The 14,845-nt window shown below is 46.1% G+C and carries 8 protein-coding genes; 4 read left to right on the top strand and 4 right to left on the bottom strand.

Features of this window, described 5'->3' with window-relative positions; all coding sequences use genetic code 11:
• Positions 1–47: 47 nt before the first annotated feature.
• Both ACUVJL_RS11420 and moeB read left to right on the top strand, forming a co-directional pair.
• Positions 48–527, top strand: coding sequence for a M67 family metallopeptidase (locus ACUVJL_RS11420; RefSeq protein WP_445245952.1), 480 nt, complete (start codon positions 48–50; stop codon positions 525–527).
• Positions 528–606: 79 nt separating this feature from the next.
• Positions 607–1,779 carry a molybdopterin-synthase adenylyltransferase MoeB gene (moeB, locus tag ACUVJL_RS11415; RefSeq protein ID WP_445245951.1) on the top strand — a complete coding sequence of 391 codons (1,173 nt, stop codon included), beginning with the start codon at positions 607–609 and terminating at the stop codon, positions 1,777–1,779.
• A gap of 165 nt (positions 1,780–1,944) precedes the next feature.
• Here the strand turns inward: moeB and ACUVJL_RS11410 are convergent, their stop codons facing one another.
• From ACUVJL_RS11410 to alaS, 4 genes are all read right to left on the bottom strand, one after another.
• The gene (locus ACUVJL_RS11410) at positions 1,945–3,495 is read right to left on the bottom strand and encodes a hypothetical protein (RefSeq protein ID WP_445245950.1); all 1,551 of its coding nucleotides are present in this window, start codon (positions 3,493–3,495) and stop codon (positions 1,945–1,947) included.
• Positions 3,482–3,850, bottom strand: coding sequence for a hypothetical protein (locus tag ACUVJL_RS11405; protein WP_445245949.1), 369 nt, complete (start codon positions 3,848–3,850; stop codon positions 3,482–3,484). The genes ACUVJL_RS11410 and ACUVJL_RS11405 overlap by 14 nt, the downstream gene beginning before the upstream one ends.
• A 60-nt stretch (positions 3,851–3,910) precedes the next feature.
• Positions 3,911–7,225, bottom strand: coding sequence for a CHAT domain-containing protein (locus ACUVJL_RS11400; RefSeq protein ID WP_445245948.1), 3,315 nt, complete (start codon positions 7,223–7,225; stop codon positions 3,911–3,913).
• A 394-nt stretch (positions 7,226–7,619) separates the two neighbouring features.
• Positions 7,620–10,415, bottom strand: coding sequence for an alanine--tRNA ligase (alaS, locus tag ACUVJL_RS11395; RefSeq protein WP_445245947.1), 2,796 nt, complete (start codon positions 10,413–10,415; stop codon positions 7,620–7,622).
• A gap of 817 nt (positions 10,416–11,232) precedes the next feature.
• On the opposite strand from alaS, the gene ACUVJL_RS11390 reads away from it, so the two are divergent.
• Positions 11,233–12,138 carry a hypothetical protein gene (locus ACUVJL_RS11390; protein ID WP_445245946.1) on the top strand — a complete coding sequence of 302 codons (906 nt, stop codon included), beginning with the start codon at positions 11,233–11,235 and terminating at the stop codon, positions 12,136–12,138.
• 6 nt (positions 12,139–12,144) lie between these two features.
• On the top strand, positions 12,145–14,844 hold the full coding sequence (locus ACUVJL_RS11385) for an OmpA family protein (protein ID WP_445245945.1): 2,700 nt from the start codon (positions 12,145–12,147) through the stop codon (positions 14,842–14,844).
• Position 14,845 lies beyond the last annotated feature (1 nt).

Raw genomic sequence — 14,845 nt, 5'->3', positions numbered from 1 at the left:
AAAAAAAGCCCGATCGCACTTTACAAAAAAATCTACAATAAAAACCCATGCAGCCGATCGCACTTTCCGACTCTCAAATTTTATCCATCCGCACCCACGCCGAAAGCACATATCCTGAAGAATGCTGCGGTTTGTTGCTCGGTCGAGTTACTGCTGGTGTTAAAACTTTAGTAGAAGTTTGGCCGACTGACAATGCTTGGAGTGCACAGGTCCAGGAGAATTGGCCTGAAGAAAAGGGATTGACAGAACGACGCAGATATGCTATAGCGCCCGAAGATATGTTGCGGGCGATGAAACATGGGCGCGATCGCACTCTGGATATTATCGGTATATATCATTCTCACACGGATTGTCCGGCAGTGCCCTCAGAGTGCGATCGGACATTAGCCTGGGCCCAATACTCTTATATCATTGTGTCCGTCCGACAAGGCTGTTGGGAAGACCTCCGCAGTTGGAGTCTTGACGGAGAGGGGAACTTTCAAGCAGAGGAAATTCTCGCAGTGGAACCGACTCAGATTAAGAAATAATTAGTAAAAATAACAAACTCGTAAAAAGGCGAAAGATTCAGATAGGATATAATTCTAAATCGGCGCTACACACAATATCATGCTAAATCCTAATCTGGACGAGATCCAGCTCAACAAACAAGAATACGAACGTTACTCTCGCCACCTCATCCTCCCAGAAGTTGGATTGGAAGGGCAGAAGCGTCTCAAAGCTGCCAGCGTGCTCTGCATCGGTACGGGAGGCCTCGGTTCGCCGCTGCTGCTTTATTTAGCAGCCGCCGGTGTTGGCCGCATTGGGATTGTAGACTTTGATATTGTTGACCATTCCAATTTGCAGCGGCAGGTAATTCACGGCACTTCTTGGGTTGGGAAACCGAAGATTGAGTCGGCTAAAAATCGGATTTTAGAAATTAATCCTTTTTGTCAAGTTGATTTGTACGAAACTCGCGTTAGTTCCGAAAATGCGATCGACATTGCCACTCCTTACGATATCATCATCGACGGCACGGACAACTTCCCGACTCGCTATTTGATGAACGACGTTTGCGTCCTTCTAAACAAGCCCAACGTCTACGGTTCCATCTTCCGATTTGAAGGGCAAGCAACAGTTTTCAACTACGAAGGCGGCCCGAATTACCGCGATTTGTACCCGGAACCCCCGCCTCCTGGGATGGTTCCTTCTTGTGCCGAAGGCGGCGTTTTAGGCGTTTTGTGCGGAGTTGTCGGTTCTATCCAAGCAACGGAAGCTATCAAGATTATCTTGGGTCAAGGCACTACTTTGAGCGGCAGACTGTTGCTTTACAATGCCTTAGAAATGACGTTCCGGCAATTGAAACTGCGACCGAATCCAGTGCGCCCGGTAATTGAAAAGTTAATCGATTACGAACAATTCTGCGGCATTCCTCAAGCTAAAGCGCAGGAAGCAAGTCAGCAAACGCAAATTCCTGAGATGACTGTCACAGAACTTAAAGAGTTAATCGACAGCGGTGCCAAGGATTTTGTATTGTTGGACGTTCGCAATCCCAACGAGTATCAAATTTGTCAAATTCCTGGGTCAGTTTTGGTACCTTTGCCCGATATCGAACAGGGCGCAGGAGTCGCTAAAGTCAAAGAATTGTTGAACGGCCACCGCTTGATTGCACACTGCAAAATGGGCGGGCGTTCTGCGAAGGCTTTGGGGATTTTGAAGGAAGCTGGAATTGAGGGGATTAATGTTAAGGGCGGAATTACTGCTTGGAGTGAAGAAGTAGACCCGTCTGTACCTCAATATTAAGCTCAATCTTTTTCTGGGGCGGGCAATTTGCCCCCCCCCAAAACCGGGATGATTAGACTTCTTGCACTCATTCGCAAACAATCTCAAAATTATCTGCGTTAATCTGTGTTTATCTGCCTTGAATCTGCGGTTTCCGTATTAATCCAGGATTTATGCAATTCAAGTCTATTGCGGCGGCAACTGCTTATTTTTACCGAGTAGATTCTTGAACTTACCTAATAGATTCTTGGAATTGGCACTCAGCATAACCACACCCCAAACCCCAAACCCCGCACCGATACTAATCAACAATACTAACGCAAAAGAATTAATTCCCACCTTCACCAAAGGCAAAGCAACTATTTGATTCGGCGGGTCTTGTTTAATTAAATAAGGAGAACTGCCAGCCACTAGCCCGGCTACTCCCAAACCAAAGCCGACAGCTTGAATCGTGACCTCTAGTTTGGCATTCCGATAAGCTTCTTCGATCGCCACAATAGCTCGAATTGCCTCGGTTGCTTGGTCTAGCAAGCCGGAACCGTGTGTGAAGTAGCCTAAGTCGGCTTTGATTTGCTCTTGAAACTGGGGCGAGGTTTCTTTGCTGAATAATTCTAAAAAGCTTAAATCGCAATCACTATCATTGTACTTGTTTCTTGCTTTTAAGTCAAAACTTATTTGATTTAATTTATCTTGGTAATTTTTGGCGTTAATGGCGATCGTATTTTCCCGAACCTGCAAATCACTCAGCATTCGGGCATACTTCACAGCCCGCAGCGGCATCTCAATCATCTGACCTTTGAGATATTCTAATTCCTTCTGCTTTAAACCAGCACCTTTAGAACCCCGCTGCTGAGATTGTTCGCGCTGCAAATACTTAAAAGTCTTGTCAATATCCAGTTCAATTTGTCTGTATTCCTCGCGAGTCACCAGGTAAAGTTTGCGGCTATCGTGATAAGCGCGAAGAATCTTATTTCGGTATAAAAACAAATCCATAAAATCGCTGTAGCGCGTCTCATCCCAGATTTCATCAGTTGCGGAAGAGTTGAAAAACCAGATAATAACGTGACAGTAACTATCGGGCTGACTCGGATTGCCGTACTCCAAAATCGGACTACCAAATAACTCGCCTTGACGAGAGAAATCGGGCAGATTTTCACCGGAAATCAACTTTTCGAGACACTGTTTGCCTAAATTTTTGAGAAACTGCGAATCTTCCCGCGCCGCCTGAATTTGTTCGATACTCAGCCAAGCCGTAAGCAGCAGAGTTTGCCCGAAATTACTCTGCACGAAATCCGGCAGCAAGCAGTTATCGGGATTAAACTCTTGGAAGATGCTAACATCGACAGCCGAGGTTTTATTGCCGTCAACTTTTTCGGGAACGCGAATTTGTAAACCCAAAGCGTAGCTGTCATGAATCCGCAGCGGTTCGGCGAAACCTTTGAGATTAATTTGCTGATTATCGTGGGAAATATTCTTAGCAAAGGGGAGAGACCTCCGGTTGCCAACAACTTGTTTATTAATCAGGTTGACTCGCCATCCAGTAGGTTCGTCTTTTTTGGACAAGTAGCTGCCGTTGAAGGCCGTACCGACTGCTAATTTAGTTTGCAATATCTCGTGGCACTTTTCCCACAGTTTGGTGAATCCTCCAGGGGAAATGGACTCTGTTTCTAGGGGTTGACAGAGGTGATAGGCAAATAAATAGACGTTGGGGGCATAGATTTTACTATTTTGAGTCATTGTCTGTATTTGATTTCTGTGCGTCGAGTTCTTGAATTTTTTTGCAAGCTTCTTCAATGCTTTGACGCAGAACTTGAGTGATATTGGTTAGTGGCTGCATTGTATTTGGGGTGGGGTCGCCTCCATCGTCGATATCTTTTTTATTTATGCCTATAGCTTCTCTTAAAGTTTCTCCCAATCCGTGTTTGCTGCACCACTTGCTGATAGTCATGGCAATCGGAAATAATTCATCATCGGCTGATTCTGCTATTTCTGTCTCTAGTTTGGGTAAATCTTGCCATGCTTTGGGCATGAAAATGCTCGGATTTTCGCCCAGCCATTTCAGAAAGACCATGATAACTTTTTCGGGTTCCATAAAACAATTCTCCGTTAATAAAACACAGGTTCGTAGTGAGGACTTTAGTCCTTCTTCCACTTAATATCCAGTAGCACAGAATGCCGCCCAATACTTGGGATGGCTAAACGGCTGTGCCTCTGGCGACAATGTTAACCACAGTTCCACACTTTGCCCGGATTTTTTATCTAAATTTAAGGATTTAACCCAAACTCCCAAATCCTCCCGGCTGACGGCGCGCATCCAGTTTTGGGCGGCGTTCAAAGCTACTGCTACCGAAACTTTATGTAGCAATTCCTGATAAAATTTTATCATTAAAATCGCCGTCGCAAAAGCATCTACTGACCACAATGTGCTAACAACATTCATACTCCCAGCATACAAGAAGCCGCTGGGCAAACCGATGTACTCATCTGTCATTTCAGTAGAGTTTGTTAACCCGGTTTCGCAGGCGGAGAGTGTGACGAGACTGTAATGTGACAACTCTAATTCGGCAAAAATTTCTCGCAAAGTTAGGCATTTTTCCGGGATGACTTTTCGCCGCCCGTGCATAGTGACATAAGGGTTTTCTTTATCTTTCTCCTGACTTCCCTCTCCTTGCAGGTGAGGGGTTGGGGGAGATGTTGGTGATTCCAGGGAATCGGCTAACACGAGAAGTGACAGCAGCGGATAGTCAAAGTTAAAAAATCCGTGACAGGAAAAGTGGATATAGCCGGCATTCGAGAGATTTTTTATATTTTCGTTGAAGGCTATTTTTGTGGCTCCTTTTCTGATTAAAATATTATGGGTATCAAATCTTTGTTTGATCGTTTCTACTTCCATGTCGGCGTTCGATAAATCTTCCGTGGGATTCTGGATCGCAAATAATGGTTGAAGTTCGGGTGCGGGAGATGTCCGGGTTTTGCTGCGGTTTTGTACGAGTTGCAGCAGTTGCAAACTGGGGGCATATTTCACGCCGCCAGGAAAACAGTCTAGCAGGTATCCACAAAATTCGGTTGTTGGATTGAACCGGGTTTCTGAAGTGAAAGGTAAGGCGTGCAGCGGGAATAAGTGGAGGTAACGATGAGGTACTAATATCAGTTTGCTGCAATGCTCGGGGATTTTGGCGACTATCTCATCTAGCCGCAATATTTCGGATAGTTTTTGCAGTTTCTCGGATAAGGTTTGTTTCCAGATTGTGTTATCTTCACTGCGATATTCCTCTAGATAGTGTTTTTGCCAGGCTTCTAATTCAGATATTTCGGCTGCGGCAAGCGTGACAAATTCAATAGCGTCATGCGTAATAACAAACGCTACACCTCCCCAATCTTGGTCGTTAGATGCAAACTTGGAGTTGCCAATGTACCATTCTACAATTGCTGTTTCTGCATCTAATGTTTGCTGGAATTCGGCGATGTCTATGGGTTCGACTTTCTGAGTTAGGACGAATTCAGGTTCTCGCTGTTTGAAAGGTTGCAGCAATTGTTCTAACTGCTGCAATTTTGTTACTAAAGTGTCTTTTTGTTGTTGAAATGATTCGCTGCTGAGATTGCGGGTCTGAGTTGTGCGCTCTAATCCAGGAATTCCTGATTCTCCACCGTTGTCGAGGGAGGAAGAGGATGATTCTGCTTCTAGGAATTGTCGCAAGGCGGCGATTTGACGGCGCAAGTCTTGAAGTTGCTGTTTCTCGAATTCTGTGGCTGTTTTGGGATAGATTTCGCTGTTGGTGAAGAGTTCGACTAGGTAGCGAGATTTGCTGCGTTCTACGGTTTGAACGGCTTTGTGATATTGTTGGTGATTGATGCAGGATTGAACCATGTTTTCATAAACATCGAGATTTTCTTCTATAATCTCTCGTTTGCGGTTATCGGATGTAAGCCACTCGCGGCTTTGTTCGACAGCTTGGATGGCTTTTTCGTAGCCGAATAGGGCTGTTTCCAACAAATTTTCTGCAAATCCTAAATTGCCTAAGTTTCGCCCAGTACCCAGACAGTAAAGCGGTAAGGTAGCAGGAGTGCAAACTTCTAAAGCAGCTTGATAAAATCCGATCGCAATATCTAAATTCTCACCCCTGTCTCCCCTGAGTCTATTCTTGTAAGCATTTGCCAAATTATTTTGAGTTGTCGCCCAATCTTCGGGAAAAGCCTCGCGAGTACGAACGGACACAGCCAATTTATAAAGTGCGATGGCCTTTTCTAAATTCTCTCCGCTGTCTCCCGTGATTCTCTGACAGTAAGCAATTGCCAAATTATTTTGAGTCATTGCCCATTTTTCGGGAAAAGCTTCGGGGGTACGAACTAACAAAGCCAATTCATAAGCTACGATCGCCCTTTCTACATTCTCTCCCCTATCTCCCATGATTCTGTTACTGTAAGCAAGTGCCAAATTATTTTGAGTCATTGCCCAATCTTGGGGAAAAGCTTCACGGGTGCGAACTTCTAAAGCCAATTCATAAGCTGTGATCGCCCTTTCTAAATTCTCTCCCCTGTCTTCCCTGATTCTATTCTTGTAAGCATTTGCCAAATTATGTTGAGTCATTGCCCAATCTTGAGGAAAAGCTTCGCGGGTGTAAATTGACAAAGCCAATTCATAAGCTGTGATCGCCCTTTCTAAATTCTCTCCCCTGTCTTCCCTGATTCTATTCTGGTAAGCATTTGCCAAATTATTTTGAGTCGCTGCCCAATTTTTGGGAAAAGCTTCGCGGGTGCGAACTTTTAAAGCAGCTTCATAAAATTTGATTGCGGTTTCTAAATTCTCACCCCAGTCTCCCCTGATTCTGTCACGATAAGCATTTGCCAAATTATTTTGAGTCATTGCCCAATCTTGGGGAAAAGCTTCGCGGGTGTAAATTGACAAAGCCAATTTATAAGCTGTGATCGCCCTTTCTAAATTCTCTCCCCTGTCTCCCTTGATTCTATTCTTGTAAGCATTTGCCCAATTGTTTTGAGTCATTGCCCAATCTTGGGGAAAAGCTTCACGGGTGCGAACTTCTAAAGCAGCTTCATAAAATGCGATCGCCCTTTCTAAATTATCACCCCTGTCTCCCTTGATTCTTTCCCAGTATTTAATACCTAGACTATTTTGAAACATTGCCCACTTTTCTGAGTAAGCTTCGCGAGTAAAAATAGTTAATCCTATATCCAGACAAGCAATAGCAATCTCTAAGTTGCTTTTCCGACTGCCTTGCTTAAGACTTGAAATTTTTATATCTAAATTGTAGAATACATTGGCAAGATTTTCTGCTATATCTGCATCCAAGTTGGGCAGGGTTTCTGCTGCCCACTCTCGCAAATATTCGGCAAAATCATCGTCTAATAATTCTAGATTGGCTTGCAGGATGGCGGTTTCTTCTTCGCTGGGACAGTTGAAAAGAGATTCAATCAGGGTGAGATAGGCTTGGCGGCGTGGTTGGTTCATTTTTGACTACCCATGTTTGTATGATTTTACATTTTTTGCGGGGAAATCAAGGGAGTTTTTAACCGCAGATATTGGCGGATGGACGCGGATAAACGCAGATGTTGTAGGGACAGGGCATTGCCGTGTCCGGGGCGGGACACCGCACCGTGTTTGACAAAATTGGTGTTAGGTTTGGTGGCGAATTAGGACACGGCAGTGCCGTTTCCCTACAGAATTGGTATTAGGTTTTGTTTGATATTACCTTTGGTAGCAAAGCCGCACACGGCCCCGTATTGTAGGGACACGGCAATGCCGTGTCCGGCGCGGGACACCGCGCCGTGTTTGTACAAAATAGGTGTTAGATTTGGTGGTGAATTAGGACACGGCAGTGCCGTTTCCCTACAGAAAACCCAGACTACCCCAACCCTTCAACTAACAGATTGCGAGCACTTTCCAACGCTGACTGCAACTTGCTTGCATCGCGTCCCCCAGCTTGCGCCAAATTAGGCCGCCCGCCGCCTTTTCCGCCGCAAATTTGAGCAATTCCCCCGATAAACTTGCCAGCTTGCAATCCTTTCTTATTGACTTCTGGACTAAAAGCTGCCACCAAACTTACCTTGTCCGGTTCAGGAATTGATGCCAAAACAACCGCAGCATTTCCTAACTTTTGCTGCAACCTTTCCGCCGCAGTTTTCAGCGCTTCCGTATCCACATCACCCAATTGAGCTACAATGATTTTGAATTCACCGATCGCCTCAGCCGCACTCAGCAACTGGTCGGATTTTGCGATCGCCAATTCCGACTTGACAGCAGCCAAATGTTTCTGAGTATCCTTCAACTCATTCTGCAAATTAGTAATCCGGTTCGGCAATTCTTCAGGCTTGGCCTTAAATCGATCGCCCAAATCGCGCACCACCTTATCCCGCACGTTCAAATAGTCCAAAACAGCTTGACCGGAAACCGCTTCAATCCTGCGAGTTCCCGCCGCTACCCCGGCTTCGGAAACAATCTTAAACAGCCCGATTTCTGCGGTATTGCTGACGTGAGTTCCGCCGCACAATTCCATCGAAACGCCGGGAAAATCGATAACCCGCACCACGTCGCCGTACTTCTCGCCAAACATCGCAGTCGCGCCTTTTTCTCTCGCAAGGGCGATCGGCATTTCTGCAACGACCGCAGCGTGCGCCTCAGCAATCCAACTATTAACTAAATCCTCAATTTTCTGCAACTCTTCTGCTGTGACAGCGCGCGGAGAATTGAAATCAAACCGCAATCTCTCAGACGATACCAGCGAACCAGCTTGCGAAATCGAATCGTCCACAATTTTCCGCAAAGCTGATTGTAATAAGTGAGTTGCTGTGTGGTTGGCCTGAATTCGGCGGCGGCTGCTGTTGTCAATTTTCGCCGTAATACTATCGCCCACTCTCAGGGTTCCCCGTTCCACAAAGCCGAAATGCACGAAGAAATCCGATTCCTTCTTCACATCATCAACTCTTACCAACAAACCCTCTCCATTCTCTCCCTGAATGCTGCCATTCAAATAACCTTTATCCCCAATTTGGCCGCCAGATTCAGCATAAAACGGCGTTTGGTTCAACACAACTTGTACCTCGGTACCGGCGGCTGCTTCCTCCACAGATTTGCCGTCAACCAAGATAACTTCTACCTCAGCTAAACTCGACAATTCAGCATAACCAACAAACTCAGTTCCCTGGATTGTTTCAGCCAACTTATCCAAAGAACCCTGCACAGTCAAATCGATTGTTTGGCGAGCATCTTTAGCGCGAGTTTGCTGTTCCTTCATCGCCGCTTCAAAGCCGTCCAAATCCACAGAAATTCCCTGTTCCTCAGCAATTTCTTGAGTCAGTTCTAAGGGGAAACCGTAGGTATCGTAAAGAGTGAAAGCATCTTGACCAGAAATCTCTACTGTGGGGTGGGCATCTTGCCCGCCCTCAGACTCAGAAATCTCTACTGTGGGGTGGGCATCTTGCCCGCCCTGAGACTCAGAAATCTCTACTGTGGGGTGGGCATCTTGCCCGCCCTGAGAAACCGACAGGCCAGACGCCTGTTCCACAAGAGCTTTTTTGAGAATTTCCTCCAGCAGCTTCTCTCCGCGTTCCAAAGTCTTGAGAAACTGCGCCTCTTCCCTTGCCAATTCCGCCTTAATTTGAGCTTCCCGCCGCCGCACGTTCGGATAAGCAGCTTCCGAAAGGCCGATCGCACTTTCAGCCACCCGCACCGTAAATTCGCCCTGAATTCCAATCAGCCGCCCGTGGCGCACCACCCGGCGAATCAACCGGCGCAAAATGTAACCCCGACCAACATTCGACGCGCGAATTTCGTCCGCAATCATGTGCACCACAGCCCGAATGTGATCGCCAATTACTTTCAGCGAAACCTTGACTTTTTCATCGCTATTGTGGTAATCAATCCCGGCAATTTCCGCCGCCGATTGAATGATCGGAAAAATCAAATCCGTTTCGTAATTATTGGGGACTTTCTGGAGGATTTGCGCCATCCGTTCCAGTCCCATGCCAGTATCAATATTTTGATTTTGCAGCGGTGTTAAATTGCCCTCTGCATCTTTATTGTACTGCATGAAAACCAGGTTGTAGAATTCAATAAACCTGCTATCATCTTCGAGGTCAATATTGTCGCCTCTCTCTGGGTGGAAATCATAGTAAATCTCCGAACACGGACCGCAGGGGCCAGTCGGGCCGGATTGCCAGAAATTGTCATCTTCTCCCATGCGCTGAATCCGATCGCCCGGAATGCCAATTTCATCGCGCCAAATCGCAAAAGCTTCCTCATCTTCTCGGAAAACGCTAACAACCAAATTGGACGCTGGTAAACCGAAAACTTCCGTGGAAAGTTCCCACGCCCAGGCGATCGCCTGTTTCTTGAAATAATCCCCGAAACTGAAATTACCCAACATCTCAAAAAACGTGTGGTGGCGGGCGGTGCGGCCGACGTTTTCGATGTCGTTGGTGCGGATGCACTTTTGAGAAGTCGTGGCCCGCGGTGATTCGGCCGTGCGCTGTCCGAGAAATATCGGCTTGAATTGTAGCATTCCGGCGATCGTCAGCAACACCGTCGGATCTTCGGGCACCAAAGAAGCACTCGGCAAGATATTATGTCCCCGCTGAGCATAAAAGTCGAGGAAGGTTTGGCGGATTTGGCTACCGCCGAGATACTTAGGAGAAATAGACATGACAAGAACTGTTAAGTATGTAAAGATGTAGCAACAATAGAATTTATAGGACTTACGCACGGGTGTCCAGAAACCCGGTTTTTCTACCAAAATACTTGCTTAAAATCCTCAATCTCGGTAGAAAAACCCGGTTTCTTGGTTAGGAGTGCGTGAGTGCTAACTTACATCTATTTGGATATTCATATCATTATACTTAGTAATGTAAAGACCTATCAAGTTTTGCAAATAGTGCTTTACTCCTCGGAAAGCTCGTGCTAACTTAATAATAGACACCGGGACAGGAAGAGAAAGGAGGTCGCTATATTTAGAAAGAAAGTTCGAGGATATAGACATGGTGTCTCCGGTCTAGATTCCCAGGCGCAGCAGAAATTAACCGAACACAACTTGGAATAGTGGCGAACTGCCGATCGAGCAGTCAAGCCAAACCGCAGTCGAGTCAGACATAGTTGTAGTTGCGGATTAAAAGTAAAGCTGCAAAAGTTGTAAACCCTAGTAAGTAAAAGTTCTCAACCGGAAACACATCTCGTTTGTTAGAAAAAACTAAGTTCTCATATTATTGGGTCTGGTCGCTGTCGATCGGGCCCTACGCTTTTTTATAGGGCGATCGCAGGAGGACAAGGAAAAGGGGGAGCTCGGGGCAGAGTTCGACTGTATAAGTGCTTTCTGCTCAAAGGCAACATCCATAGGAGTCGATCGGCGAGCGATCAAGCTTTCTCCTTCATATCTTATACATAAGACCTGTGCGATCGCGCCCCCGCTTTTTGCCGCAGCCCAAGCGCTATGTATGAGGCACTGTCAAGATGCGATATCATTGAGGATGTCACTCAAGACATTAAAACCTAACCCGCTGTATAGCATAAAAATCTACGCTTATCTGAGCTTGCTGCAAGTCAAAGATAGCAAACCGCCATTTTTGGTGACAAGACTCGGCCCTGTGAATTTGCATCTCAGGATATTTAGAGTCAAAACTCTAAAAAATCCCCTCCCCCACGCAGGGGTGAGAGTTGAAACAATAAAATCCCGCCCCGTCAAAAAAGCTAGTGGCGCCAACCACTGTCGTAAATCACTAGCACAGTTCTTAAGCTCACAATCTTCGGAGATTCGAGGTACAAGTATGGCCGAAATAACTAAAGAAGAAATGCGCGAACGGCTGGGAAATATCGACCAGATCCGGGATATAATTTTTGGAGCCCAGCTTAGAGAATACGACAATCGCTTCGATAAAATAGATTCCGACTTGTCCATGATGCAGCAAGATATGCAAGCTCGCATCGAACAAGTAAAAACAGTTCTGTCTGCCGAAATGAAGGCGGCAGTTGATTCCTTAGAAAAGAAAGTTAAATCCCTCACCTCAAACACGCAAGAAGAAAGCGCCGACCTCCGTCAGCAAATCGATCGCGTTAACCGCAAATTCTCCAGCAACATGGAAGCCCTCGACGAAGCGATGGACAATCAAACCAGTTCGCTTCGCGACGAACTCTCCCAAACCAGAGATAGACTCTCCGAAGAAACCCGCACTTTGAAAACACAAGTTTTTGAAGAACTCGATCGGCGCTTTTCCATGCTCAGAGATGTTAAAGTTTCCAGAGACGACATGGCAGAAATACTGTTTGAACTCGGCATGAGGCTCAAAGGAACAGAATTTGTGCCCGAACTTAAAAACGTTGCTGATAATAAGTTAAATAACGAATTTCTGTTGCCGGAGCGCCACCATCACGGATAATAACGCATGGCTTTACCGAAAGAAAATCCGGCTGACGAAAATGAGTTAGAGGGTTTTGTTTCTCAACCAGACGAGTCTGCTGCCGATGCCGCAGCCCAGCTCGAACCCTTGCTGAATCTGTTAGTCGAACTCAAAATTATTGCTGCTTCAAACCAGCAAAATGCAGAGCCCGAAGCTGACAGCAGCAGCGAAAACAATCAAGCTGGGGCCCTCGGCGGGTTGATGGATTTGTTAGGTATTTCCTCAGAAAAGCAAGAGGAAGTGGCACCGAGTTGCTCGCCCGAAACGGGCGATCGCGAACCCGAGTCTGCTGATTCGTCTGTTGCAGACGAGTTTAAAAGTTTGCTGTGGGCTACTCAAAAACTCAACACTTCAGAACTGGAAAAAGACTATTCCTCAGCTAAAACTATAGATGTTTCAGCGATCGCCCAGCCGGATTTGGAGGAGAAATCAGAGCCACTCCCAGAGTTGTCTAACTTGACAATGAAAGATTCTCTACAGTACGTACAGGCTCAAAACTCCCACCAGTTCGATCGTCATTTACAGGATATCTCCCCTCCCGAAACCGAGTCAAAACCCTCGGTAATTCCCCATAACCCCATAGTTTCCACAGTCTCCGATCCACCAGAAACTGCATATTTAGATGCTGCGGTGGCTTCGCCTCTAGAAATCCCAAACTTACTAGAACAGCCGACAGAAATATTAGGGCAAATTCAACAGGATTTAAATCAAGCCGACAGCGCGATGGAAACGCTGCAAAATCTGATTTTCGGCTCAAAAATGTCGGATATCGAGCAAGTCAAAAATCTGCTGGCAGAAAATGATTTGCCGGGGGTTCGCCACCTGATGGCCACAATCGACGATAAATTAGGAAAATTAGAGCACCAAATCTACGAGCCCCAAGAGTTGATTGAGTTGATGCTGCCTTGGATCGGAGAAATTCTCAGCCGCAAAATTGCCGATTCCAGAGAAGAAGTAGTCAACGCGATCGTCCCAATTATTGACGAAGTGATTAGGGCAAAAACTCACGAAAACAAGTCGGCAATGAGTGCGGCAATAGCTGAGCTGCTTCCCGAGGCACTTGCTCAACAAATAGTGAATTCGCCAGCGGATATTGCTAAGGCGATCGCCCCAGAAGTCGGTCTAGCAATTAAAGAGCAAATTCGCCTTGACCAAGAGTCGATCGCCCAGGTTCTCGCCCCGGAAATGGGCAAAGCGATTACAGCCCAAATAAAACTCGAACGCGACTCTATGGTGGATGCGCTCTATCCCGTAATTGGCAGTACAATTTCCCGATACATGGCAGAAGCTATCAAAACAATCAATGAAAAAGTGTCAAATGCCATCAGCGTCGAAGGAATTGGGCGAAAAATTCGCTCCCAAGTACAAGGAGTCTCCGAAGCCGAATTAATCCTCAAAGAATCAGTACCCTTTACCGTCCAAGCAGCCTTCTTAATTCACAAAGCATCAGGCTTGATAATTTCCGAAGTTCAAAACTCAGAAAGCTACCAGTTAGAATCAGAAATGGTAGCAGGAATGCTCACAGCTATTCGCAGCTTTGTTAACGAGTGCATCGTGCAGCCCGGAGAAGCTTCCGAACTCAATCAAATTGAATACGGCGACTCCAAGATTATGCTAGAAGTAGCGGGATACTGCTACATGGCAGTCGTGATTAAAGGAGAACCGCCACACTCGTTCATCAACAAAATGCGACAAAACGTTAGTAATCTCATCCTTAATTACGGTAAATTAATTCACGACTTTAACGGCGATCCCGGTACTATACCGGATGCGCTGCACCCGTTAATAAAAACTTTATTCGACCCGCTGCACAAAGAAAAATCAACAAAACCCCCGATCGCCCTAGCGGCTATCACTTTAGCCGCCCTGAGCTTAATCTTAGTACCTTGGGGAATACATCAGTACCGCAGCAGTGTTGAGCGCCGCCTCCAAGCAAATGCCGTCGCAGCTTTAGCCGACACTCCCGAATTAGCAGTTTACCGCTTAGATGTTGCAGTGGATGGCAAAACTTTAAAGCTAACCGGAAAGTTGCCCAATCGAGAATTGCGGGCAAAAGCCGAAAAAATAGTCGCATCCACTGCACCAAAATTGCAATTAGATAATAGAATTGTAGCTGTAGATGTCCCCCCAGATCCTGTTTTGACGGCCGCCGAGGTGCTGCGGATTACCGCTATTTTGAACCAGAGAGAGGGCGTTTTTATTTCTACTCGCTACGGCGATCGGAAAGTTACTGTAGAGGGCAGAGTTATAGACGGTGCAGACGCCCAGAAAATAGCTCAATCCCTGAAGCAAATTCCCGGTGTTCAATCGGTGATTAGCACAGTTAAATTAGAGCCGCTGAAAATTACAAGCCGCATCTACTTCCAGCAAGGAACGACAAAATTAGACTCAAGATATGGAGAAATCATCGCCAGTGTCAAAAATTTCATGGATCAATATCCTCACAAACAGATTAAGATAATTGGGCACAGCGATGGAATGGGGGAACTTGCTACAAATCAAAAGTTGTCGCTCAGGCGTGCTGCAGCAGTGCGAGATGCTTTAGTGCGGCAAGGTGCTGACCCGAAGCGCCTCCAAACGATCGGCAGCCCAAATCCTCCTCCCGGCTTGGAACCCAATCAACCGCGACTTTTAAGCAGATGCGTGCTATTTGAACCAATAACTAATACTATAAACAGTAAATAAT

The sequence above is a fragment of the Microcoleus sp. OTE_8_concoct_300 genome, from assembly GCF_031383065.1.
GTDB lineage: Bacteria > Cyanobacteriota > Cyanobacteriia > Cyanobacteriales > Microcoleaceae > Microcoleus.
This window is presented reverse-complemented; position numbering and strand designations above follow the sequence as displayed.

What these genes read in the sequence shown, in the direction of transcription:
- ACUVJL_RS11420 (WP_445245952.1), top strand. Translation starts at nt 48, where the DNA reads ATGCAGCCGATCGCACTTTCCGACTCTCAAATTTTATCCATCCGCACC.
- moeB (WP_445245951.1), top strand. Translation starts at nt 607, where the DNA reads ATGCTAAATCCTAATCTGGACGAGATCCAGCTCAACAAACAAGAATAC.
- ACUVJL_RS11410 (WP_445245950.1), bottom strand. Translation starts at nt 3,495, where the DNA reads ATGACTCAAAATAGTAAAATCTATGCCCCCAACGTCTATTTATTTGCC.
- ACUVJL_RS11405 (WP_445245949.1), bottom strand. Translation starts at nt 3,850, where the DNA reads ATGGAACCCGAAAAAGTTATCATGGTCTTTCTGAAATGGCTGGGCGAA.
- ACUVJL_RS11400 (WP_445245948.1), bottom strand. Translation starts at nt 7,225, where the DNA reads ATGAACCAACCACGCCGCCAAGCCTATCTCACCCTGATTGAATCTCTT.
- alaS (WP_445245947.1), bottom strand. Translation starts at nt 10,415, where the DNA reads ATGTCTATTTCTCCTAAGTATCTCGGCGGTAGCCAAATCCGCCAAACC.
- ACUVJL_RS11390 (WP_445245946.1), top strand. Translation starts at nt 11,233, where the DNA reads ATGTCACTCAAGACATTAAAACCTAACCCGCTGTATAGCATAAAAATC.
- ACUVJL_RS11385 (WP_445245945.1), top strand. Translation starts at nt 12,145, where the DNA reads ATGGCTTTACCGAAAGAAAATCCGGCTGACGAAAATGAGTTAGAGGGT.